General features: G+C 65.4%; 18 protein-coding genes. 11 read left to right on the top strand and 7 right to left on the bottom strand.

Annotation, left to right across the window (positions count from 1 at the left end; all coding sequences use genetic code 11):
* Window positions 1-59: 59 nt before the first annotated feature.
* From QCE64_RS22055 to QCE64_RS22065, 3 genes are all read right to left on the bottom strand, one after another.
* Window positions 60-281: a hypothetical protein gene (locus QCE64_RS22055; RefSeq protein WP_309933309.1), complete on the bottom strand. Its 222-nt coding sequence runs from the start codon at window positions 279-281 to the stop codon at window positions 60-62.
* 97 nt (window positions 282-378) lie between these two features.
* The gene (locus tag QCE64_RS22060; protein ID WP_404987424.1) at window positions 379-1,680 is read right to left on the bottom strand and encodes a type II toxin-antitoxin system HipA family toxin; all 1,302 of its coding nucleotides are present in this window, start codon (window positions 1,678-1,680) and stop codon (window positions 379-381) included.
* Entirely contained in the window at window positions 1,677-2,048 is a 372-nt protein-coding gene (locus tag QCE64_RS22065; protein ID WP_309923559.1) for a helix-turn-helix domain-containing protein, read from the bottom strand. Before QCE64_RS22065 ends, QCE64_RS22060 begins: the two co-directional genes overlap by 4 nt.
* A gap of 269 nt (window positions 2,049-2,317) precedes the next feature.
* Here QCE64_RS22065 and QCE64_RS22070 point away from each other — a divergent pair, with 269 nt between their 5' ends.
* Together QCE64_RS22070 and QCE64_RS22075 are read left to right on the top strand one after the other, a co-directional pair.
* Window positions 2,318-3,529, top strand: a complete 1,212-nt coding sequence (locus QCE64_RS22070; RefSeq protein ID WP_310006255.1) for a putative DNA modification/repair radical SAM protein — start codon at window positions 2,318-2,320, stop codon at window positions 3,527-3,529.
* A gap of 10 nt (window positions 3,530-3,539) precedes the next feature.
* Complete coding sequence (locus tag QCE64_RS22075; protein ID WP_310006257.1) at window positions 3,540-4,955, top strand: UdgX family uracil-DNA binding protein; 1,416 nt, start codon at window positions 3,540-3,542, stop codon at window positions 4,953-4,955.
* Window positions 4,956-4,958: 3 nt separating this feature from the next.
* On the opposite strand, the gene QCE64_RS22080 is transcribed toward QCE64_RS22075, so the two are convergent.
* Window positions 4,959-5,747 (bottom strand): SDR family oxidoreductase, encoded by a 789-nt coding sequence (locus QCE64_RS22080; protein WP_309923565.1) that lies wholly within the window; start codon window positions 5,745-5,747, stop codon window positions 4,959-4,961.
* 383 nt (window positions 5,748-6,130) lie between these two features.
* Between QCE64_RS22080 and QCE64_RS22085 the strand changes: the two genes are divergently transcribed.
* From QCE64_RS22085 to QCE64_RS22095, 3 genes are all read left to right on the top strand, one after another.
* Window positions 6,131-6,904: a DUF4410 domain-containing protein gene (locus tag QCE64_RS22085; RefSeq protein WP_310006259.1), complete on the top strand. Its 774-nt coding sequence runs from the start codon at window positions 6,131-6,133 to the stop codon at window positions 6,902-6,904.
* 81 nt (window positions 6,905-6,985) lie between these two features.
* On the top strand, window positions 6,986-8,257 hold the full coding sequence (gene cls / locus QCE64_RS22090; RefSeq protein ID WP_309923569.1) for a cardiolipin synthase: 1,272 nt from the start codon (window positions 6,986-6,988) through the stop codon (window positions 8,255-8,257).
* Between the two features lie 107 nt (window positions 8,258-8,364).
* Entirely contained in the window at window positions 8,365-10,434 is a 2,070-nt protein-coding gene (locus tag QCE64_RS22095) for an EAL domain-containing protein (RefSeq protein WP_309934170.1), read from the top strand.
* Between the two features lie 23 nt (window positions 10,435-10,457).
* Here the strand turns inward: QCE64_RS22095 and QCE64_RS22100 are convergent, their stop codons facing one another.
* Window positions 10,458-11,996, bottom strand: coding sequence for a DHA2 family efflux MFS transporter permease subunit (locus tag QCE64_RS22100; protein ID WP_310006261.1), 1,539 nt, complete (start codon window positions 11,994-11,996; stop codon window positions 10,458-10,460).
* A 144-nt stretch (window positions 11,997-12,140) separates the two neighbouring features.
* On the opposite strand from QCE64_RS22100, the gene QCE64_RS22105 reads away from it, so the two are divergent.
* Window positions 12,141-12,584, top strand: a complete 444-nt coding sequence (locus tag QCE64_RS22105; protein WP_309923573.1) for a MarR family transcriptional regulator — start codon at window positions 12,141-12,143, stop codon at window positions 12,582-12,584.
* A gap of 94 nt (window positions 12,585-12,678) precedes the next feature.
* Entirely contained in the window at window positions 12,679-12,972 is a 294-nt protein-coding gene (locus QCE64_RS22110; RefSeq protein WP_309923574.1) for a DUF4148 domain-containing protein, read from the top strand.
* Window positions 12,973-13,006: 34 nt separating this feature from the next.
* Here the strand turns inward: QCE64_RS22110 and QCE64_RS22115 are convergent, their stop codons facing one another.
* Together QCE64_RS22115 and QCE64_RS22120 are read right to left on the bottom strand one after the other, a co-directional pair.
* Entirely contained in the window at window positions 13,007-14,716 is a 1,710-nt protein-coding gene (locus QCE64_RS22115) for a POTRA domain-containing protein (RefSeq protein ID WP_310006263.1), read from the bottom strand.
* A gap of 164 nt (window positions 14,717-14,880) precedes the next feature.
* Window positions 14,881-16,554, bottom strand: coding sequence for a collagen-like triple helix repeat-containing protein (locus tag QCE64_RS22120; RefSeq protein ID WP_310006265.1), 1,674 nt, complete (start codon window positions 16,552-16,554; stop codon window positions 14,881-14,883).
* 612 nt (window positions 16,555-17,166) lie between these two features.
* Between QCE64_RS22120 and QCE64_RS22125 the strand changes: the two genes are divergently transcribed.
* The 4 genes from QCE64_RS22125 to cpaB all read left to right on the top strand — a co-directional run bounded on the left by QCE64_RS22125 (window position 17,167) and on the right by cpaB (window position 19,448).
* A complete protein-coding gene (locus QCE64_RS22125; RefSeq protein ID WP_309815697.1) occupies window positions 17,167-17,343 on the top strand; it encodes a Flp family type IVb pilin in 177 nt (58 codons plus the stop codon).
* Window positions 17,344-17,514: 171 nt separating this feature from the next.
* The gene (locus QCE64_RS22130; protein WP_310006267.1) at window positions 17,515-18,009 is read left to right on the top strand and encodes a prepilin peptidase; all 495 of its coding nucleotides are present in this window, start codon (window positions 17,515-17,517) and stop codon (window positions 18,007-18,009) included.
* A complete protein-coding gene (locus QCE64_RS22135) occupies window positions 18,006-18,479 on the top strand; it encodes a pilus assembly protein (protein WP_309923584.1) in 474 nt (157 codons plus the stop codon). Before QCE64_RS22130 ends, QCE64_RS22135 begins: the two co-directional genes overlap by 4 nt.
* Before the next feature lie 33 nt (window positions 18,480-18,512).
* A complete protein-coding gene (gene cpaB / locus QCE64_RS22140) occupies window positions 18,513-19,448 on the top strand; it encodes a Flp pilus assembly protein CpaB (protein ID WP_310006269.1) in 936 nt (311 codons plus the stop codon).
* The last annotated feature ends 33 nt before the right edge of the window (window positions 19,449-19,481 follow it).

Genomic DNA, 19,481 nt, shown 5'->3' on the forward strand with positions numbered 1-19,481 from the left:
CAGCTATGCGCCTTACATCGCGCAAGGCTCGTGCCTCGCAAACAGGAAAGACCAACGCGTCAGGCCAGCGCCTCGTCACACCATTCAATCGCCCAAGCCCGAGCGCAGTGCAGCGCATCCGATTCGTTCGCAAATGTGTCCAGATCGCCTGAGTCGAAAATCTCCAGTTGCGCCGCCGGTTCGCCATGAGCACGCGTGATCCGCGCGTGAGCGTAAAAGCCGCCGTCCTGGTCGTGACGGGCCGTGCAGTCGATGTGGAAAGTCTTGTAGTCGAAGCGCATCACAATCTCCAGTTTCCGTTTGGGCAGGGCGAGGTTGCAGAGGCGTCGCAAAGCCTTCGCGAACCCATCGCAAACCATCGCAAACCCTCCGCAAGAGTCAAACCCATGCCATCGCGCGTTGCAGCTGAGCGTTCTCGAAGGCGGGCGCGAAGGCCTCCAGATCGGCGGCGCGCATGCCGATTTCCGCCGATTGCGCCACGCGCCGCCAATCGGCAAGCGCGCTGGTGACTTGTCGAAGAATGCGCTTTGCGCTGCTGTCGGACAGTCTGAAATAAAGGGCTTCCCGCATGACGGCGTCGATGGAATCGACCGGGCCGTCCGTTTCATTGATCCATAGCTTCAGCTCGGGATCCTTGTCCGGAAAAGGGTTCAGGTCGAAGGCCGGCGCGAGTTGCCATTGGCCGTGCTCGACATGCAGGAAGCCATGGTTCTGAAGGTGATCGTCGACGTTGGTGATGAGCAGATTGAAGACGAGCCGTCGCCACAGTTCTTCCAGGTCGCGTCGCGGATCGACGCACCGTGCGACGATCACGTCCGCAATCTCGGTGTAGGCATGATCGTCGGTGCGCGACGCCTGGAGCATCGACGCCGCCGACAAATAAGGAATGCGTCCGCCCGACGCCGCGCGGTCGAAACGCCGCACAAGGGCCACCGGGACGTCTTCCGACACGACAATGCGCGCGTGGGCCGCCCTGATGCCCGCCGCGTCGGCCAGTCTCAAGGCGAGCACTTCGCCACGCGTGACACAGCGCTCGTCCTGAACGCTGGGAAACTTGCCGATGGCAAGATGGCCGTCCTGGTCGAGCAACGTGCACTTGGGACGCATGCCACCGAGCGACGTGCCTCGGCCCCGAAGGTATTGCAGGTCCGCCTCGGTTTCCTGATTCAGCTCGACCGCACGGGAGGCGCCGATGAGTTGAGCCAGCTCGATCAAAGGCGGCGTGCTCCGGCCGCGCGGCGCATGGGGCCGCAGGAAACGGCCATTCGCGTCCGTCAGCCTGAGCGCACCAACGCGGCTCTGGTCGTCAACGCCGAGCAAGTAATCCAGCTCGGTGAGCGCCGCGCTGGACGGCGGTTCTCCGTTCAACCGCGCGGCGCGCCGCTGCTTCGCATGATCCCGTGCAATGACCCGGCACCCCCAGCCATCCGGCTCAGTATCGGCGAACGCGAAATGGAAGATCGAATCTTCACGGCTCGGCGCCCTGCGAAATTGATGGCCCTCGACCAGCGGCAAATCGGGCGAGATCTCAAAACGGTTGTCAGCCGAGAACCAGGCGTGATCATAGGCAAAGGTCGTGCTTTGACGGGCGCCGTCCTTATTGAAGGTCAGCGCACCCACCGGAATGGCACTGTCTCCCACCACGACGCGCACACTCTGGCGCACGGCAGCACCTCTCATAGCGCCCCCGATTCAGGGGTGATGCGCTTCTTTCGAATGCGCTGCGGTAACTCCTGGTTCATCAGCGTGAGGCCTATCTCGTCGGAGGCCGTGTCCAGCAGGCCATCTATCTTGTCCAGTTCGCCCAGAATCATGAATGCTCGCGCGATCAGTCCGATAGGAATGCGCGCGTCGCCATGCTCCAGGCGTCGCAAGGTGGCGACCGATGTCTGTATGCGTTCGGCCATCGACGCTTGCGTAAGACGTCGGCGCCGGCGCGCCAGCGCGAGATCGGCGCCCAGCTTTCTCAAAGCACGGGCAACGGGCGGAGGGGGCAACCCATTTTTGGCTGAACCGCTCACATGTGAGCGATTATCGTGCTTAGGCATGCACCAGTGAGCGGTTAGATGAAGGTGGAATCTTTTTACGCATTATCGACAGGGAAGCTTCTGGAAGTCAATAAATTCGGATCAAACGCTCATGCATGAGCGATAAATCGGCTTTGACGCTCGCATATGAGCGCTTAAATAGCATTGAATAAATTTTGAAACGCCGGGCCCGCAACCTGCGGAAGTGTTGCGACAACTCCCCAGTCAACCTCCTTCTCAACCCTCACCCGACATGAGATACTGTATATAAACACAGTATCGCCCTCAAGATGGAACTCTCCGAAAAGCTCGAAATACTCGCCGACGCCGCCAAGTACGACGCGTCGTGTGCGAGCGGCGGGGCGCCCAAGCGTGAATCGCGCGGCATCGACGGCCTCGGCGCCAGCACTGGCTCCGGCATCTGCCACAGCTTCACGCCGGACGGGCGCTGTGTCTCGCTGCTCAAGATTCTGCTGACCAACTTCTGTCTGTACGACTGCCAGTACTGCGTCAACCGCCGTTCCAGCAACGTGCCGCGCGCGCGCTTCACGCCCGACGAAGTCGTGAACCTCACGCTGGACTTCTACCGCCGCAATTACATCGACGGGCTGTTTCTCAGTTCCGGCGTGATCCGCTCGTCGAACTACACAATGGACCAGCTCGTGCAGGTCGCGAAATCGCTGCGCGAGAAACATCACTTTCGCGGCTATATCCATCTGAAGACCATCCCCGACGCCGATCCGGAACTCATCGCGCTGGCCGGCCGCTATGCCGATCGTCTGAGCGTGAACATCGAGTTGCCGACGGAAATCAGCCTTGAACGCCTCGCGCCCGAAAAAAGCGGCCGCACCATCAAGCTCGCCATGGGCAACATTCGCGTCGCTCGCGAGGAGTCGGAAGCGGAGCCGCGCGCGCCGCGTTTTGCGCCGGCGGGGCAGAGCACGCAAATGATCGTCGGCGCCGATGAAACCGATGACCGCACCATCCTCGGCACCGCCGAAACGCTCTATGGTTCCTATCAGCTGAAGCGCGTGTACTACTCCGCGTTCAGCCCGATTCCGGACAGTCCGTCGGGCGTGCCGTCGAAGGCGCCGCCGCTGCTGCGCGAACACCGCCTCTATCAAGCGGATTTCCTGATGCGCGGCTATGGCTTCAACGCGGCCGAACTGCTCGGCGATGCCGGCAACCTGCCGCTCGACGTCGATCCGAAACTTGCCTGGGCGCTCGCCCATCGCGAACGCTTTCCGGTCGATCTGAACGCTGCGCCGGCGCGGATGATCGCGCGTGTGCCGGGCATCGGCATGCGCAATGCGAAGCGCATCGTCGAATTGCGGCGCGCGCGGCGAGTGCGCTACGACGACCTCGTCCGGCTGCGCTGCGCGATGGACAAGGTGAAGCCGTTCGTCGTGACGGCCGACTACAAGCCGCCGCTGGCGGACACGCCGTCGGAGAACTTGCGGCGAGCGCTTGCGACCGGACCGGTACAGCTCTCATTGATCTGATGCTGATCTGATGCGCATCATCTCCATCGACGACGATTTCGATGCCTGGCGCACCGCCGCGCTCGATGCGCTCGCGCAGGGCCTCGCGCCTGAGTCGATCGACTGGCGCACGGCGCAGGCCGAACCGGCGCTGTTCAACGAAGCCGCTCCTCAACAGGATGCACCGGATGCGCCACGGATCCGCGTGTCGCGGGAGTTGTCGGCGCTGCTGAAGGACGCCGCGCATTTCCGCGATGAGCGTCGCTGGAGCTTCCTCTACCGGGTATTGTGGCGCTGGGCGCAAGGCGACCGCTCTGCGGCCTCCGCCGCCGATGAAGACGGCGCGCGCCTCTACAAGATGGCCAAGGCGGTGCGGCGCGCCCAGCACGACATGATCGCGTACGTGCGGTTCCGCCAGCGCGATGCGGCGCTCGGCGCGCCCGAATACGTCGCGTGGTACGAGCCGGATCACGACGTCCTCGCCTGGGGCGCCGAGCATTTCGCGGCGCGCATGGGCCGCTCGACCTGGCTGATCGCAACGCCGGACGGCGCCGCGATGTTCGACGGCGCGCGCCTGCAACTCGAACGCCGCCGCGCGCTGGCGTCGGAACATGCGGTCGACACGCCCGACGCCGCCGAAGGCCTCTGGATGACCTATTACCGCAGCATCTTCAACCCCGCGCGGCTGAACGAGTCGGCGCTCGAACAGCATATGCCGGTGCGCTTCTGGAAAGGGCTGCCGGAGGGCGCGCTGATCCCGCAGATGGTCAGCGCGGCACGTGGCGGCGCGCGCCGCGTTGCGCAGGCGTCGAGCGTGGGCGCGCTCGGCGGCAAGGCCGTGCAGGTCGACGCCCACGAAGCCCAGCCCGAACGCGACGCGCCCACGTCGCTCGATAGCTGCCGCCGCTGCGATCTCTGGCGGCACGCGACGCAGGCGGTGCCGGGCGCGGGACCGTCGGGCGCGCGCATCATGCTGCTCGGCGAACAGCCCGGCGATCAGGAAGACCTGAAAGGCGAGCCGTTCGTCGGCCCGGCCGGACAATTGCTCGACGAAGCCATGCGGCGCGCCGGCGTTCCGCGCGAGCAGGTGTACCTGACCAACGCGGTGAAGCACTTCAAATGGGAGCCGCGCGGCAAGCGGCGTCTGCACAAGACGCCCGCGCAGCAGGAAGTCGACGCGTGTTCTTACTGGCTCGAACAGGAACTGCACGATGTGGGCGCGCCGGTCATCGTCACGCTCGGTGCGACGGCGCTGGCGGCGCTGTTCGGCCGCCGCGCGACGCTCTCGGCGCATATCGGCCGCGTGGTGATGTACAAGGATCGACAGGTCGTCGCGACCTATCACCCGTCCTACGCGCTGCGCCAGAATGATGAGGCCGCGCGCGAGCGCACTGTCGCGGCCATCGTCGAAGCACTCGAAGAGGCGCGCCGCCTCAGCGGCGGCTAGCCGTCAGAACGCCGCGCGGATCACGCCGCCATCGGCACGCAAGGCTGCGCCGTTGGTTGCCGCCGAAAGTTCGGAACACACATAGGCCACCATGTTGGCGATCTCCTCGGGCGTGATGAAACGCTTGAGGATCGAAGTTGGCCGGGCTTCCTCGAAGAACTGCGTTTCGAACTCGTGGAAGCTCTTCCCGCCCGACAGCTTCTCGACGAATTCCGTCACGCCTTCCGAACTCGTCGGACCCGGCAGCACCGAATTGACCGTGACGCCGGTGCCCGCGCAGGTTTCCGCCAGCCCGCGCGCCAGCGCGATCTGCGCGGTCTTGGTCACGCCGTAATGAATCATCTCGACGGGAATCTGCACGCCGCTCTCGCTGCTGATGAACACCACGCGGCCCCAGTTCTTCTCCTTCATCTTCGGAAGATAGGCGCGTGACAGGCGCACGCCGGACATCACGTTGGCGTTGAGAAAGCGCAGCCATTCGTCGTCGCTGATGTCCTCGAAGGGCTTCGGATCGAAGATGCCCATGTTGTTCACGAGAATGTCGACATGCGGAAAGCGCGCAACCAGCGTATCGACCTGGGCGGCGTCGGAGACGTCGCCGGCGAAGCCTTCGGCCTGTGCATCCGGAACCTGCTCGCGCAGTTTGGTGAGCGCGGCATCGACGGAAGCTTGCGAGCGGCCGTTCACGATCACGCGGGCGCCCTCGCGCGCGAGCGCCACCGCGATGGCGTGCCCGATGCCTTTTGTCGATCCGGACACGAGCGCGAGCTTGTTGGCGATCTTGAGATCCATCTTTCTCTCCTTGAACAGGTGTGACGGAATGCATCGCGCGGCGCGCGATGCGAAGTGATGACGTGACCGGCAGTAAACCAGAAGCCCGCCGAATCTGCATGAGCCCTGTCCCGCGCTGCATCTTTTGACTGGCCTGAAAGCCTTGCTGCGCGGGCCTTCGCGGCGGATGAAACCGCACGACATAAATGCTCGATGGCGGCATGAAAAGGCATCGTCCATAGTTGCGCCTGCGTGACCGGAACACCCTGCGGGACGTAGAACAGCAACGGAACCCACGCCGTATCACGCACAGATGACATCACGGATCAGGACAGCAGCAAGACCGCCGCATCCTCGTCGCGCGATACGAACCGTCAACGAATCCACACTTCCGGAGCCACATCATGTTCAACCCGATCAACGCCTTCTTCAGCAAAACCCTCGCCGCACTGGTCGTCGGTACGGCGCTGCTGGCAGGCTGTGCCGACAACCCCGCGCAGGCCGCGAACGCGTCCGGCGCATACGCTCAGACGACGAGCGCGTCCGTGCAGACGCTGCGTCCCGATACCCTCTACGTCTACCCGTTCGCCAGCGATGCCAGCGACGTCAAGCTCGACAATCACGGCATGCTGTCGAAGCTCGGCGCGGCGATGTCCGGCGATTCACAGGCCGACAAGCAAGCGCAGGACGCGGTCGCTGCCCGCGAGGACGTGGCGAACGAGATCGTCGCGAAGCTCCAGTCGATGGGCCTGCGCGCCATTCGCGCCGACGTCCCGCCGCCCGACGGCCAGAACGTGCTGATGATCGAAGGCAGTTTCAATACGATCGATGCGGGCAATCGCCGCCGCCGCATGGTGATCGGCCTGGGGGCGGGCGAGAGCCGCGTCGGCGCGACGGTGCAACTGGTGCTCAAGCCGGCCTACGGTGTACCGCAAGTGCTGGAACAATTCGACGCCAATGCCGACAGCGGCCACGCGCCGGGCATGGCGGAAATGGCCGGCGTCGGCGCGGCGGCGGGGCACGTGGCCAGTTCGCTGGCCGTGTCGGGCGGCTTGCACGCGGTCTCGGAAAAGAAGCATGCGGACGTCTCGTCGGACGAAAAACGTCTCGCGGACGCCATCGCGAAGCAGATCCAGAAACTCGGCCAGTCGCAGGGCTGGATGTCCGCGAAGAGCTGAGCAGGTAAAAACACCCGCACGCGGCCCGAAAACTGCTTCCATCGACATTCCGGACGCATGTTCGTTTCGCGAGGCCCGCGTATGCCGACGCTTGCCGTGATTGTTCTGACTGTCGTAGTGACGCTGATCGTCGTGCTCCTCATCGCCAATCTTTCGAGTGGCGAGAAGAAGATCGAACACAAGATAGAGCGCGAGTACGCCAGCGACGACCCGCAGTTCCTCCGCTCGATGGGCCTGCTGCTCGGGCCGCCCGTCATTGGCGGCAACCGCTTCGAGGTGCTCCTGAACGGCGACCAGATCTTCCCGAAGATGCTGGACGCCATCCGCGCCGCCCGCGACACGATTACCTTCGAGACCTTCATCTACTGGTCAGGCGGAATCGGCGAGGAGTTCGCCCAGACGCTCTCGGAGAAGGCGCGATCGGGCGTCTCGGTACATGTGCTGCTCGACTGGGTGGGTTCGTCGAAGATGGACAAGCGCTATCTGCACATGCTGCGCGACGCCGGCGCCGAGGTCATCCAGTATCACAAGCCGCACTGGACCGGCCTCGGCCGCATGAACGACCGTACGCATCGCAAGCTGCTGGTGATCGACGGACGCATCGGTTTCACCGGCGGCGTGGGCATCGCCGACGAGTGGACCGGACACGCGCAGGACGAAAAGCACTGGCGCGACACGCATTTCTGGGTCGAAGGCCCGGCGGTCGGCCAGATGCAGGCAGTCTTCATGGACAACTGGATCAAGGCGACCGGCAATGTCCTGCACGGTCCGCGCTATTTTCCGGAGATCGACGCGGCAGGCGACGGCCTCGCGCACATGTTTAGCAGCTCGCCCTCGGGCGGCAGCGACGACATGCAGCTCATGTATCTGATGGCGATCACCGCCGCGACGCACTCCATCCATCTGTCCAGCGCGTATTTCGTGCCGGACAAGCTGACGATCAACGCCATCGTCGAGGCGGCGAAGCGCGGCGTGCGGGTGCGCATCATCACGCCGGGCAAGCGCATCGACACGCATACGGTGCGGGAAGCGTCGCGCGCCTGCTGGGGCGACCTGCTGGCGGCGGGCGTCGAGATGTTCGAATATCAGCCGACGATGTTCCATTGCAAGCTGATCGTGGTCGACGAGTATCTGGTGTCGGTCGGCTCGACCAACTTCGACAGCCGCTCCTTCAAGCTGAACGACGAGGCCAACCTCAACATTTACGACCGCGATTTCGCGCGCCGCCAGACCGCGATTTTCGACGACGACGTGACGCACGCGAAACGCATTACGCTGGACGACTGGCGGCGCCGCCCGCTGACCGAAAAGCTGCTCGAGCGCGTCGTCGCGCTGCTCGATCCGCAGCTCTAACGTTTGCGTGAAGTGCCTTGCGAAAAATTCCGTTGGCGACCCTAAAGGTCGGATTCCGGAAGCCGATAAGACGCTCACTCAAACGAGTCTTCGGTCCATTGGCGAACATGCACGGCACCTACAATCTCTGGCTGGTCGCGGCATCGCTGGTGGTCGCGACGCTTGCTTCATTTACCGCACTCGACATTTCGGCACGCATCGCCAACCTCGCGCAGTCGCGCGGGCGGCAAATCTGGCTGGCCGGCGGCGCCGCTTCCATGGGCATCGGCATCTGGTCGATGCATTTCATCGGCGTGCTGGCCTTCCAGCTGCCAATTCCACTCGGCTATGACCTCAAGATCACCGCCGGATCGCTCGGCATCGCGGTGCTGGTGTCGTTCTTCGCGCTGCATGTGATCACGGGCAAGCGCCTCACGGCCCGACGGCTCGTCGCGAGCAGCCTGCTGATGGGCGCCGGCATCGCCGCCATGCACTACACCGGCGACGCCGCCATGCGCATGCAGCCGGCCATCACCTACGATCCGGTGCTGTATGCGGCGTCAATCGTCATCGCCGTGGTGGCGTCGGGCGCGGCGCTGTGGATCGCGCACACGCTCTCGGCCGCGAACCTGCGCAACATGATGGCGAAGCGCGTCGGGTCGGCGGTCGTGATGGGCATCGCCATCTGCGGCATGCACTACACCGGAAACGCGGCGGCGGAATTCGTGCCGGGCTCCATCTGCGGCGCGGCCAACGATGTCGATGCGCACTGGCTCGCCACCACCGTCGCGCTGTTCACGTTTGCGATCCTCATCATCACGCTGGTACTGTCGCGCTTCGACGCGCGCACCGCCTTGCTGGCCGGCTCGGTGTCGCGGCTGAACGGCCAGATCGTCCGCATGGCCACCTTCGACACGCTCACGGATCTGCCCAACCGCCGCACGATGAACGAGCGCATCGAACGGGCGATCCGCCATGCGACGCAGCAACGCAGCCGCTTCGCGATCCTCTTCATGGACCTCGACGGCTTCAAGACCATCAACGATTCGCTCGGCCATACGATCGGCGACGAAGTGCTGAAGGCGTTCGCGCGCCGTTTGCAGGAATGCGTGCGCGGCGGCGATACGGTTGCGCGTCTGGGCGGCGACGAGTTCGTCGTGATGCTGGAAAACCTGAACGCGCCCACCGACGCCGAGAAAATGTCCGAGCGCATTCTGGACACGATGAAACAGGGGCTGATGGTGTCGAGCCATCCGTTGCAGGTGATGCCAAGCATCGGCATCGCGCTGTATCCGCAGGACGGCGACAGCGTGGAGGCGCTCCTCAAGCACGCCGACATCGCGATGTACGAGGCGAAGCGCGGCGGACGCAGCACCTATCGCTTCTTCGAGGCGAGCATGAACGAGGCGGCCGTGCGCACGCTGCAGATCCAGCAGGCGCTGCACGAGGCGTTGAGCGGCGGGCATTTCTACCTGCTGTTCCAGCCGAAATTCCACGGCAAGAGCGGCGACCTGGCGGGCGCGGAGGCGTTGATCCGCCTCGACCATCCGCAGATCGGCACACTGACGCCGCTCGAATTCATTCCGATCGCCGAGCGCTCGGGGCAGATCGTGCAGATCGGTTACTGGGTGGTGCGCGAGACCTGCCGGCACTTGTCGCGCTGGCGCGCGGAGGGCCGCCCGCCGGTCAAGGTGGCGATCAACCTGTCGCCGCGGCAGATGCACGAGGCAGATCTCGTCGAAAACGTCATGCGGATCGTGCGCGAAGAGGGCGTGCCGAGCGAACAGATCATGTTCGAGATCACCGAAACGGTGGCGATGCAGGACGCGCCGCGGACCATCGAGATGATCCGCGCGTTCCAGGAGAACGGCATCGAGATCGCCATCGATGATTTCGGCACCGGTTATTCGAGTCTTGCCTATCTGCAACGCTTCCGCGCCAAGCAGTTGAAGATCGACCGCTTCTTCACCAACGGGCTCGACGAGAACGGCCAGGAAGGCCGCGCGATCGTCTCGGCGATCATCGCGCTCGCGCATTCGCTGGACATGGACGTGGTGGCGGAGGGCGTCGAGACGGGTTCGCAACTGAACCGGCTGCAGGACATGGCGTGCGACGAAATGCAGGGCTTTCTGCTCGCCATGCCCCTGTCGGCCGAGGCGTTCGGCGGGATGCTCGAAAAACGCACGGTCAGCGTCTGAGGCGCCGCTGACGGTGGCTGCGCTCAGTCCATCGCCGCGTGCGCGATGTTGTCGTCGGCCGTGCCGTTTTTGGCGGGCCGGATCAGCAACAAGAGCGGTACGACCAGCAGCGTCGCGACGAACATCAGCTTGAAGTCGTTGATATAGGCGATCATCGTCGCCTGCTGGGTAATGGTCTGGTTGAGCATCGCCATGTCCTGCATCGAGCCGTTCAGGATGGACTGCATCGCCGGATTGAACGGCGTGACATGCGCAGCCAGGTCCGCGTGCGCGATCTGCGTGTTGCGCGTCATCAGCGTCTGCACGATCGAAATACCGATACTGCTGCCGATATTGCGCGCCAGGCTGTAAGTGGCGGTGCCGTCGGCGCGCAGTTCCGGCGCCAGTGTCGAGAAGGTCAGCGCCGACAGCGGCACGAACACCAGCCCCAGCCCGAAGCCCTGGATCACACCGGGCCACACGATATCCGACGCCGACAGCACGATCGTGTAGTGCATCATCTGCCACAGCGCATACGCCGACACCAGGAAGCCCGAAAGCAGCAGCACGCGTGCATCGACGTGTTTGAGCAGCCGGCCCGCCATCAGCATCGCCAGCATGGTGCCCGCGCCGCTCGGCGCCGTGACGAGGCCCGTGGTCGCGACCGGATAGTTCATCAGGTTTTGCAGCATCGGCGGCAGCAGCGCGCGGGTCGCGTACATCACCGCGCCGATCACGAAAATGAACAGCGTGCCGGTCGCGAAATTGCCATCCTTCAACAGCTTGTACTTGAAGAAGGAGCGCGGGCCGGCCGTCGCCGTGTGCGCAATGAAGAACACGAAGCTCAACGCGGCGAGAATGGCCTCGATGCGGATTTCCATCGAGCCGAACCAGTCGAGCTGCTCGCCGCGGTCCAGCATCGCCTGGAAAGCGCCGATCGCCAAGCCCAGGGTCGCGAAGCCGAAGGCGTCGAACTTCACCGCGCGGCGCGCAACCTGGGCCGGCAGGAACGTCGTCACACCGAACAGCGCGAACGCGCCGATCGGTACGTTGATGAAGAACACCCAGCGCCAGTTGTAGCTGTCGGTGAGCCAGCCGCCGAGCGTCGGGCCGAGAATCGGGCCGACCATCACGCCCATGCCCCACACGGCCATGGCCTGGCCTTGTTTCTCGCGCGGATTGATGTCGAGCAGGATGGATTGCGACAGCGGCACCAGCGACGCCCCGAACACGCCCTGCAACAGCCGCGACGCGACGATCTGCGCCAGCGTTTCCGACAGCCCGCACAAGGCCGACGCCACCGTGAAGCCGGCAATGGAGATGCACAGCAGCTTCTTCACGCTGAGCTGGTCGGAGAGCCAGCCCGTCAGCGGCGTGGCGATGGCGGCCGCGACAATATACGAGGTCAGCACCCACGTAATCTCGTCCTGCGACGCCGACAGCGCGCCCTGCATGTGCGGCAGCGCCACGTTGGCGATGGTGCTGTCGAGCGTCTGGATCAGCGTGGCGAGCATGATCGAGACGGTCAGCATGCCGCGGTTGAGAGGCGCCGCGGCGCTTGCTGTTGATGCTTCGGAGGACATGGAGGCGGCCGCGCGTGACGGCAGAGTGTAGATTGTAATCAGGGTGATGATAAGCACGCTTATTATAAGACGACGGCTGCCGCGCGCCAATGCGGACATAAACGGTGGATGCGCGGGAGGCCGTCTGTTCCCTATAATCGCGCGATGGAAACCCAACTCGACAAACGCTTCGGCTTCCTGGTCGCGGACGTGGACCGCCTGTGCGGCAACCGTTTCGACGAACTCGCGAAGTCGTCGCTCAATCTCACGCGCGCGCAATGCCGCGTGCTCGCCTATCTCTCGCATTACGGCGAGGTCAATCAGGCACGTCTGGCCGGCTTGCTCGAAGTCGCGCCGATTTCCGCCGGACGGCTGCTCGATCGCATGGAAGAGGGCGGCTGGATCGAACGGCTGCTCAATCCCGACGATCGCCGTGAACGTCAGGTGCGCATGACCGCGAAGGCGGAGAAAGCGCTCGACAGCGCGCGGCGCGTCGGCGACGAAATCACCGCCGAGGCGCTCGCGGGATTCACCCGCAAGGAAAGCGAGCAGCTTGTCATGCTGCTCCAGCGCGTGCGCGGGAATCTGAGCCGGATCGTCGATCGCTGAAGCGGCGCGAGGGGTGGCGGGGATGTGGCCCGTCTATTGCTGTTGCGATGCCAGCAAGTCCACCCGTCGCCATCCCTTCCGGAGAAGACCGATCATGAACAAACGCACCGCACCGTTGGCTGTCATCGCTTTGTCCGTCGCCGCGCTCCTGACCTTGCCCGCCGCGCCCGCGCTGGCGCAGGATTCCGCGGCTTCCACGCCGAAGCAGGTCAGGAAAGCGGAGCGCAAGCAGGCGCGCGCGAAGAAGAACGCCGAACTGAAGCAGCTGGAGCAGAACGGCTACAACCCGTCCGGCGAGCAGACCAACTATCCGCAGAACCTGCAGAACGCGCAGGCGAAGATCAACGCGAAGAAGGCCGGCCAGCCCGCACCGGCTTCGGCGCCGTAATTTCAGTGCTGCACGCGCGGGCTCGCCCCGCGCGTCAATCCAGTTGATACGACAAGGTTGCATTCACGCGCGGGCTGCGTGACGTGTTCTCGACGGGCGCATCGCCGACCGCCTTCGCCACCGACAAATCGATGCTGTAGTGCTTCGCATCGGACACGCGAAAGCCGATTCCCACCGAAGACAATCTGCGCGGATTCGCCGTGCCGCCATGCAGGTAGACGCGCGCGGCATCGAACGCCACGTACGGCGTGAAGCTCTTCAAGTACGTCATGCCGACCTCCAGCGGCCGGTTCACTTCGAACGACGCTCCCCAGCCCGAATCCCCCGACACCTCTCCCGGCTGATAGCCCAGCGCGAAACGCTGCGCGCCGAATGACACCTGTTCCGAAGTCGGCAGGGAATCGGGCGAGTATTGTCCGGTCGCGGACAGCACCGTGCCGATCTTCCACGGCCATTCGTTGCTTTGCGAGACGCTGGCGCCGGTGCGCACGAAGGTCAGCGAGACCGGATTGACGGGCGCGTAGCCGGCGATGTTCGTGTCTGCGCTCTTCGATGCCCCGAGCACGTCGAAGGCCTTCGCGACATTGAAGCTCGCGCGGCGCACAACGCCTTCGCTGATGCCGGTGTAATCGAGCTGCAACTGCGCGACCCGGACCTGCGAGCGATTGGCCAGATACGGATTGCCGGGCACGATCGTGTTCTTGAGGCGGTCCTCGTCATGCGAGGCGTACACCGTCGCCGTGCCGATCAGACTGCGCGCGTTGCTCAGCATGAACGGATAGACGCCGGAGAACGCGAGCTTGTCGTTGACCACCGTGCGTTCGATATAGGACGGCAAGCCAGGGTTGTCGACCGGATGGCCGTGATAGTGCGAGGCATCGATCTTGGCGGTGAAGCCGTCGGTGCCCACCGGCAGCGTGCCATTCAGCGCGTAGTAGGTCTGGTCGTCGCGGCCTTTCGGCAGCAGCGCGGACGCCGTCAGCGATTCGCCGAGCCCGAGCATGCCGTTCTCGGTCGCGCTCAGGATGCCCTGCACGCCCGGATGATTGAAGTCGATGCCCGTGCTGACGTTGAACGGCTTGCGTTCGACGTCGAGTTCGAGCGCCGTCGCGCCGTCGGTGGTTTGCGGCGGCGCGACGTTCACCTTCGCCTTCACGCCCGGAATCATCCCGAGCACGTTGACGTAACGTTCGAACTTCGCCTGCGTGAGCGGCCGGTCCGCCTCCAGGCGTTCGGCCACGGCGCGGATGCGCTTCCCGGCGGCGCCCGGATTGCCCTTCACGATGACCTTCGCGATATAGCCCTCGACCACCGTCACGCGCACGACGCCGTCCTGGAACGCCTGCGCCGGGATGAACGCGAAGGAGAGCGCGTAGCCGTGTTCCTTGTACATCGCGGTGATGCCGTTGGCGGCCTCGATCAGCTGGCCGACGGTCACGTCCTTGCCGACGAACGGCGTGAAGCGCGCGGCGATCGGTTCGAAGGGCAGCGACTTGACGCCTTCGATCTCGACCCTGGACGGCGTGAGGTGATGGGCGAGGAGCGCTTCGAGCGCGGGCGCAGGCGGCGCGACATTCACCGCGACGGGCGCCTTGGGCGGCGTGTTGACTTGCGGCAGGGCATCGAGCGGATTGCCGCCGACGCTGGCTCGGGGTGCGGGCGCGGTCTGCGCCTGCGCGGGGTGTGCCATGGGCGCCGTCAGTGCGGCGAGCATGAGCGCCCGTGTCCAGTCACGGATCTTCATCGTGTTGCCCTCGGTTGGTTGCGAGAACGTCGTGCGTTCGGATGACGCCGCGTTCTTCGTCGTGTGTCGTTATGGGTGCTGCGTGTCTTGCGTGTCTTGCAATTTCACGCAGAGAGCAGGGAAGCGCAGGTTTCGTGGACCGCGCTCCCCTGCCGCGCGCCGGTTTAGCGCCGCGTGCCTCCCAACACGCCGCCTACCACGGCGCCCACCGTGCCCAGCAGGCCGCCGTTGATGGCGGTGCTGCCGCTGGTGTTGCCGGTGGTGGTTGCGATTCCTGCTCCCGCGCCTGCGCCAGCGGAGGTAGAGGTTTGCGTGCTCGCGACGGTCACGCCGACGGCTGCACCGGTGATCGTCGTCACCGAGCCGAGCACGCCTGCATTGCCGGGCGATCCGGCGGTGCTGGCCGGTGCGCCGGTCAATGCGCCGACCAGTCCGGTGACGGGTGCGAGCAGACCTGCGCTGCCGGCGCCGCTGCCGGTCGATCCCGCGCCGGTTCCCGTGGCGCCCGCCAGCGCGCCGGTGACGCCGCCGACCAGACCCGTGACCGGTGCGAGCACGCCGCCTGCGCCTGCGCCGCTGCCCGTGCCACCGGCCGCGCCCGTCAGGCCGCCGACCAGACCCGTGACCGGTGCGAGCACACCGCCCGCGCCCGAGCCCGTTCCGCCCGCCGCGCCCGTTAAACCGCCGACCAGGCCAGTGACCGGTGCAAGCACGCCGCCCGCGCCCGTACCGGTGCCCCCTGCTGCGCCCGTCAGGCCGCCGAGCAGACCGGTGACCGGCGCGAGCGGATTGGCCGTCGAGCCGCCGTTGACGAGGCCGCCCACCGACGACACCGTTTGTCCCGTCGCCGAAACCAGGTTGCCGACGCCGGCCGTGACCGGATTCGCGCCGGTGCCCGTGACGCTCTTGCCGGCGTTGTCGAGCGTACCGCCGAGGGTCGTCAGGAGATTGTTGACGGGCGCACCGAGGCCGGTCACCGAGCCGACCGTCTGCGTCGTCGTGCCGACGACCGAGGTGATCGGCGTGATGGCCTGGCTGACCGTCTGCGTGAGCTGCGTGACCGGCGCGCTGGTGAGCGTGGTATCGAGCACGCCGCCGGTCTGATGGACCGCGTTGCCGACGATGCCGACGATGCTGCCCACCGGCGTCGTCACCGGGGCGAGCGGGGAGAGCGCGCCGGTGCCGAGACTCGACACCAGCGTGCCCGCGCTCGACACCGCGTCACCCGTCTTCTGGACGACCCCGCCCACGCTGGCGACGGTGGTGCCCACAGGATTGGTGCTGGTGCCGATGGTGCCGAGGCCGGCCGACACGCCGTCGCCCAGCGTGGAGACAGCGCCGCCCACGTTCGATACGACGTCGCCCGCGGCTTTCGTGGTGCCCGGGCTGACGCCCGGCGCGGTCGTCGAGCCGATTGCCGTCCCGATGCCCGTGACCGTGTCGCCTGCCGCGGACACCACGTTGCCTGTTTTATCGACGACAGCCGCGACCGGCTGGACCGGCGTACTGCCCGTGCCGCCGCCGGTGCCGCCACCGGTTCCACCGCCGCCCGTGCCGCCGCCGCTCCCCCCACCGCTTCCACCGCCGCCATTGCTGCCGGTGGTGGTCCCCGAACCTCCGCCCGAGCCCGTTCCGGACCCGCCGCCCGAACCGCTGCCGGTTCCACCCGCACCGCCGCCGGTGCCCCCGGCATCGCCCGTGGAGATGCTTCCCGCGCCGCCCGGCGCCTTGCTCACGGACCCCGATCCGCCGCAAGCCGCGAGCGACAGCACGCCCGCAACCGCTGCCGCGATGATGGTGATCCGCAGGGTTTCGCGTCCGATGTGTCTCGTATTCATGTTGGCCCTCGATATGTTGTTTGAACGAACCGCGGGCGAATAACTGCATTAGGTGTGCCATCGCACGGACAGCGCGATCCCGATTCGACGGCGGGCTTACGCAGCGCCAATCGCTTCAAGCACTTGCGGGGGTTGTCGAGAATGATTCTCGTGTGATGACGCGTTGCACCATTTGAAGTGTTTCGGGGAAACGTAACGTTACGAGAAACGGCTCGCGTAACGGATTGGAGGGTTACACGAGACAATCCTGTCAACCCGCACTTGTCATATATCAGCCACTCAATCCATGCAGCCGGAATTTAATTCTTGTTTGGACACCAGCAATCGTCGCGCTTACTTAATGGAAGTTCGAAAGGCATGCTATCAAGCGAAGCCAAGCAAAAATTGAACAAAGTTGGGTCAGACGATTATTGATTTTGGGATGGCCATGCGTTATAAATCCTCTCAGCGACACGTCACACGAAATGCTCGCCGCGAGGCGCCAGACGTGTAGACGAGAGCGCAATACAAAACAGAGTTGGATCGCCTTTCGGGGGCTGACACTTAGGGTGCAGCAGAACCGGATGGTAGATGCGGCCAGAGAGAAGCAAACCCATCCGAGGGCCATTAATAATGAAAGCAACCTTCCTGCAGTTTCTTCGCGACAGTCGGGGAATTACCGCCATTGAATACGGACTGATTGCCGGCGTGCTTGCGCTGGGCATCATGGCGGCGGTCGGTGATGTCGCGGACCAGTTGAAAAGTACCTTCCAGGCAATCAAGACAGAACTGTCGAAAACCGGAACCTGAGAGAAACCGGCTTTTCGCCGTTATACGGCAAGACTGCATGTGCGTTTAATGTTCTTCTCGCGCTGGCTCACGCCAGCGCGAGGATGTTTATCGCCTTGCGGTTTTGGAATATAAAAACATCCGGATTAATCCGGATGACGGTATTCGTTTGCCGGCGGATTTGTTTTCGACATGTTCTCGATCGGATCAGCATTATTCACGGGGTGGGCGTGCGCCGTTGCCATGTGCGACTGGCGACGCCGTTCCATCCCCAATGCGCTCGTTCTGGCGGGCGCCGCGTGCGCGCTGGCGCTCGCGGCGGCCCGCCTGTCGCCGTTCGAAACGCCGCCCGGCGCCGGGCTGATCGGACTCGGCGCAGGCTTCGCCGCGCTGCTGCCGTTCTGGCTGCTCGGCATGATGGGCGCCGCCGACGTCAAGACGTTCGCGGTGCTCGGCGCCTGGTGCGGGCCGCACGCGCTGCTCGGCGTCTGGGTGGCGGCCAGCCTGTGCGCCGCGCTGCATGCGCTGCTGCTGTTCGCGCGCCGCCGCACTACGGTTGCGCTGGACGAGTTGTCCACCGGCATGACGCTCGCCGAACGGCGGCGCAACAGCACGCCGTACGGCGCGCTGCTCGCGGTGGCCGCGCTCTGTCATCTCGCGCTGCATGCCGCCGGAGTGCCCTCATGACGCCCGCACGTCAAACCGGCAGATCCAGCCGCCGCGCCGAACGCGGCAACATGGCAATCGAATTCGCGATCGTGTTCCCGCTGTTCTTCGTGGTGTTCTACGCGATCGTCACCTACAGCCTGATCTTCGTCGCGCAGCAGTCGCTGACGCTCGCGGCCGAGGAGGGCGCACGCGCCGCACTGCGTTTCCAGGACGGCGCGGCAACCGTCGATGACTCCCTCGCGCTGCGCAGCACCGCTGCCTGCACGGCCGCGAAGGGCCTGACGAACTGGCTCGCCGGACTGGCCGACTGCACCGCGACGCCGGCCCCGTGTACCTATGACACCTCGATGCGTTGCATCCAGGTGACGCTCGACTATCAATACGCGCAGCGTCCGCTGGTGCCGACGCTGCCGCTCTTCGGCCTTGCGCTGCCCGACTCGCTCGTGGCGCGCGCGATGGTTCAACTCGATCCGGACAACGTGCTATGAGCACGCGCCTGCCGGTCCACTCGCCCTGACACCATGGCCAATCTCACTCGCACGCTTGCCATCCTGCTGTTTTCGGTCGCGGTCATTCTCGGCATCTTCGCCGTGATGCTCGCGCGCCATCCGGCGCCTTCCCCCGAGCGTGACCGGACGCCGGCGCAGCCCGCCGCGCTCGCCACGCCGCAACGGCTCGCGCCGGTCGTGATCGCCACGCGCGATCTGGCCGCGGGCAAGCCGCTCGACGCCGACGCCCTGACCGTGCGCATGCAGGCCGAACCCGCGCCGGGCACTTTCGGCGATGCGTCCGCGATCGTCGGCCGCGTGCCGCTCGTCGCCGTGCCGAAGGGCGCGCCGCTCACCGCCGACACGCTCTCGAGCGGCCTCGCGGACGTCGTCGCGCCCGGCGAGCGCGCGGTGGCCGTGCGCATCGACGAGACCAATGCGGTCGGCAATTTCGTGCGGCCGGGCGATTACGTCGACGTCTTCTTCACGCTGAAACGCGAAGGCGCATCGGGTGATGTGGAGATCGGCTCGACGCAGGCGCGCCTGCTCCTGTCGAAGGTGCGCGTGCTGGGCGTGGGCGACGCGTCGATCGGCCGCGCGGGCGGCAAGGAAGCGAAGGATTCCGCGCTGCGTGCGGGCAGTCCGCGCACCGCGGTGCTCTCGGTCCGCACCGCCGATGTCGATGCGCTGACGCTCGCGGAAAACGCCGGCCGTCTGGTGCTCGCGCTGCGCAATTCCGCCGATCCCGAAGCGCCGCCGCCGCACGCGTTCGCACCGCTGTTCGCCGCCGCGAAGCCCGACGACGGCGCCGCGCGCGCCGCCGCCGGCCTCTCGCTCGGCACGCTGGCGGGCGCACGCACCGCGAGTCGCGCGGCGGAACCGGTACGTGTCGCACGCGCGCCGCGCGCGGCGACGGGTGATGGCATCGAAGTGATACGCGGCGGCCGGGCGGAGCAGGTCGCGTACTGACAGTCAGGGCGAGAACGGAACGCGGACAGCGCG

The sequence above is a fragment of the Caballeronia sp. LZ043 genome, from assembly GCF_031451075.1.
In the GTDB taxonomy this organism is placed as follows: domain Bacteria; phylum Pseudomonadota; class Gammaproteobacteria; order Burkholderiales; family Burkholderiaceae; genus Caballeronia.

Bases quoted from the DNA above. Each gene is read 5' to 3' on its own strand.
- QCE64_RS22125 (WP_309815697.1), top strand. From the start codon at position 17,167: ATGAAAGCAACCTTCCTGCAGTTTCTTCGCGACAGTCGGGGAATTACC.
- QCE64_RS22130 (WP_310006267.1), top strand. From the start codon at position 17,515: ATGTTCTCGATCGGATCAGCATTATTCACGGGGTGGGCGTGCGCCGTT.
- QCE64_RS22105 (WP_309923573.1), top strand. From the start codon at position 12,141: ATGGAAACCCAACTCGACAAACGCTTCGGCTTCCTGGTCGCGGACGTG.
- QCE64_RS22115 (WP_310006263.1), bottom strand. From the start codon at position 14,716: ATGAAGATCCGTGACTGGACACGGGCGCTCATGCTCGCCGCACTGACG.
- QCE64_RS22070 (WP_310006255.1), top strand. From the start codon at position 2,318: ATGGAACTCTCCGAAAAGCTCGAAATACTCGCCGACGCCGCCAAGTAC.
- QCE64_RS22135 (WP_309923584.1), top strand. From the start codon at position 18,006: ATGACGCCCGCACGTCAAACCGGCAGATCCAGCCGCCGCGCCGAACGC.
- cpaB (WP_310006269.1), top strand. From the start codon at position 18,513: ATGGCCAATCTCACTCGCACGCTTGCCATCCTGCTGTTTTCGGTCGCG.
- QCE64_RS22075 (WP_310006257.1), top strand. From the start codon at position 3,540: ATGCGCATCATCTCCATCGACGACGATTTCGATGCCTGGCGCACCGCC.
- QCE64_RS22055 (WP_309933309.1), bottom strand. From the start codon at position 281: ATGCGCTTCGACTACAAGACTTTCCACATCGACTGCACGGCCCGTCAC.
- QCE64_RS22095 (WP_309934170.1), top strand. From the start codon at position 8,365: ATGCACGGCACCTACAATCTCTGGCTGGTCGCGGCATCGCTGGTGGTC.
- QCE64_RS22080 (WP_309923565.1), bottom strand. From the start codon at position 5,747: ATGGATCTCAAGATCGCCAACAAGCTCGCGCTCGTGTCCGGATCGACA.
- QCE64_RS22065 (WP_309923559.1), bottom strand. From the start codon at position 2,048: ATGCCTAAGCACGATAATCGCTCACATGTGAGCGGTTCAGCCAAAAAT.
- QCE64_RS22085 (WP_310006259.1), top strand. From the start codon at position 6,131: ATGTTCAACCCGATCAACGCCTTCTTCAGCAAAACCCTCGCCGCACTG.
- QCE64_RS22060 (WP_404987424.1), bottom strand. From the start codon at position 1,680: ATGAGAGGTGCTGCCGTGCGCCAGAGTGTGCGCGTCGTGGTGGGAGAC.
- QCE64_RS22100 (WP_310006261.1), bottom strand. From the start codon at position 11,996: ATGTCCTCCGAAGCATCAACAGCAAGCGCCGCGGCGCCTCTCAACCGC.
- QCE64_RS22120 (WP_310006265.1), bottom strand. From the start codon at position 16,554: ATGAATACGAGACACATCGGACGCGAAACCCTGCGGATCACCATCATC.
- cls (WP_309923569.1), top strand. From the start codon at position 6,986: ATGCCGACGCTTGCCGTGATTGTTCTGACTGTCGTAGTGACGCTGATC.
- QCE64_RS22110 (WP_309923574.1), top strand. From the start codon at position 12,679: ATGAACAAACGCACCGCACCGTTGGCTGTCATCGCTTTGTCCGTCGCC.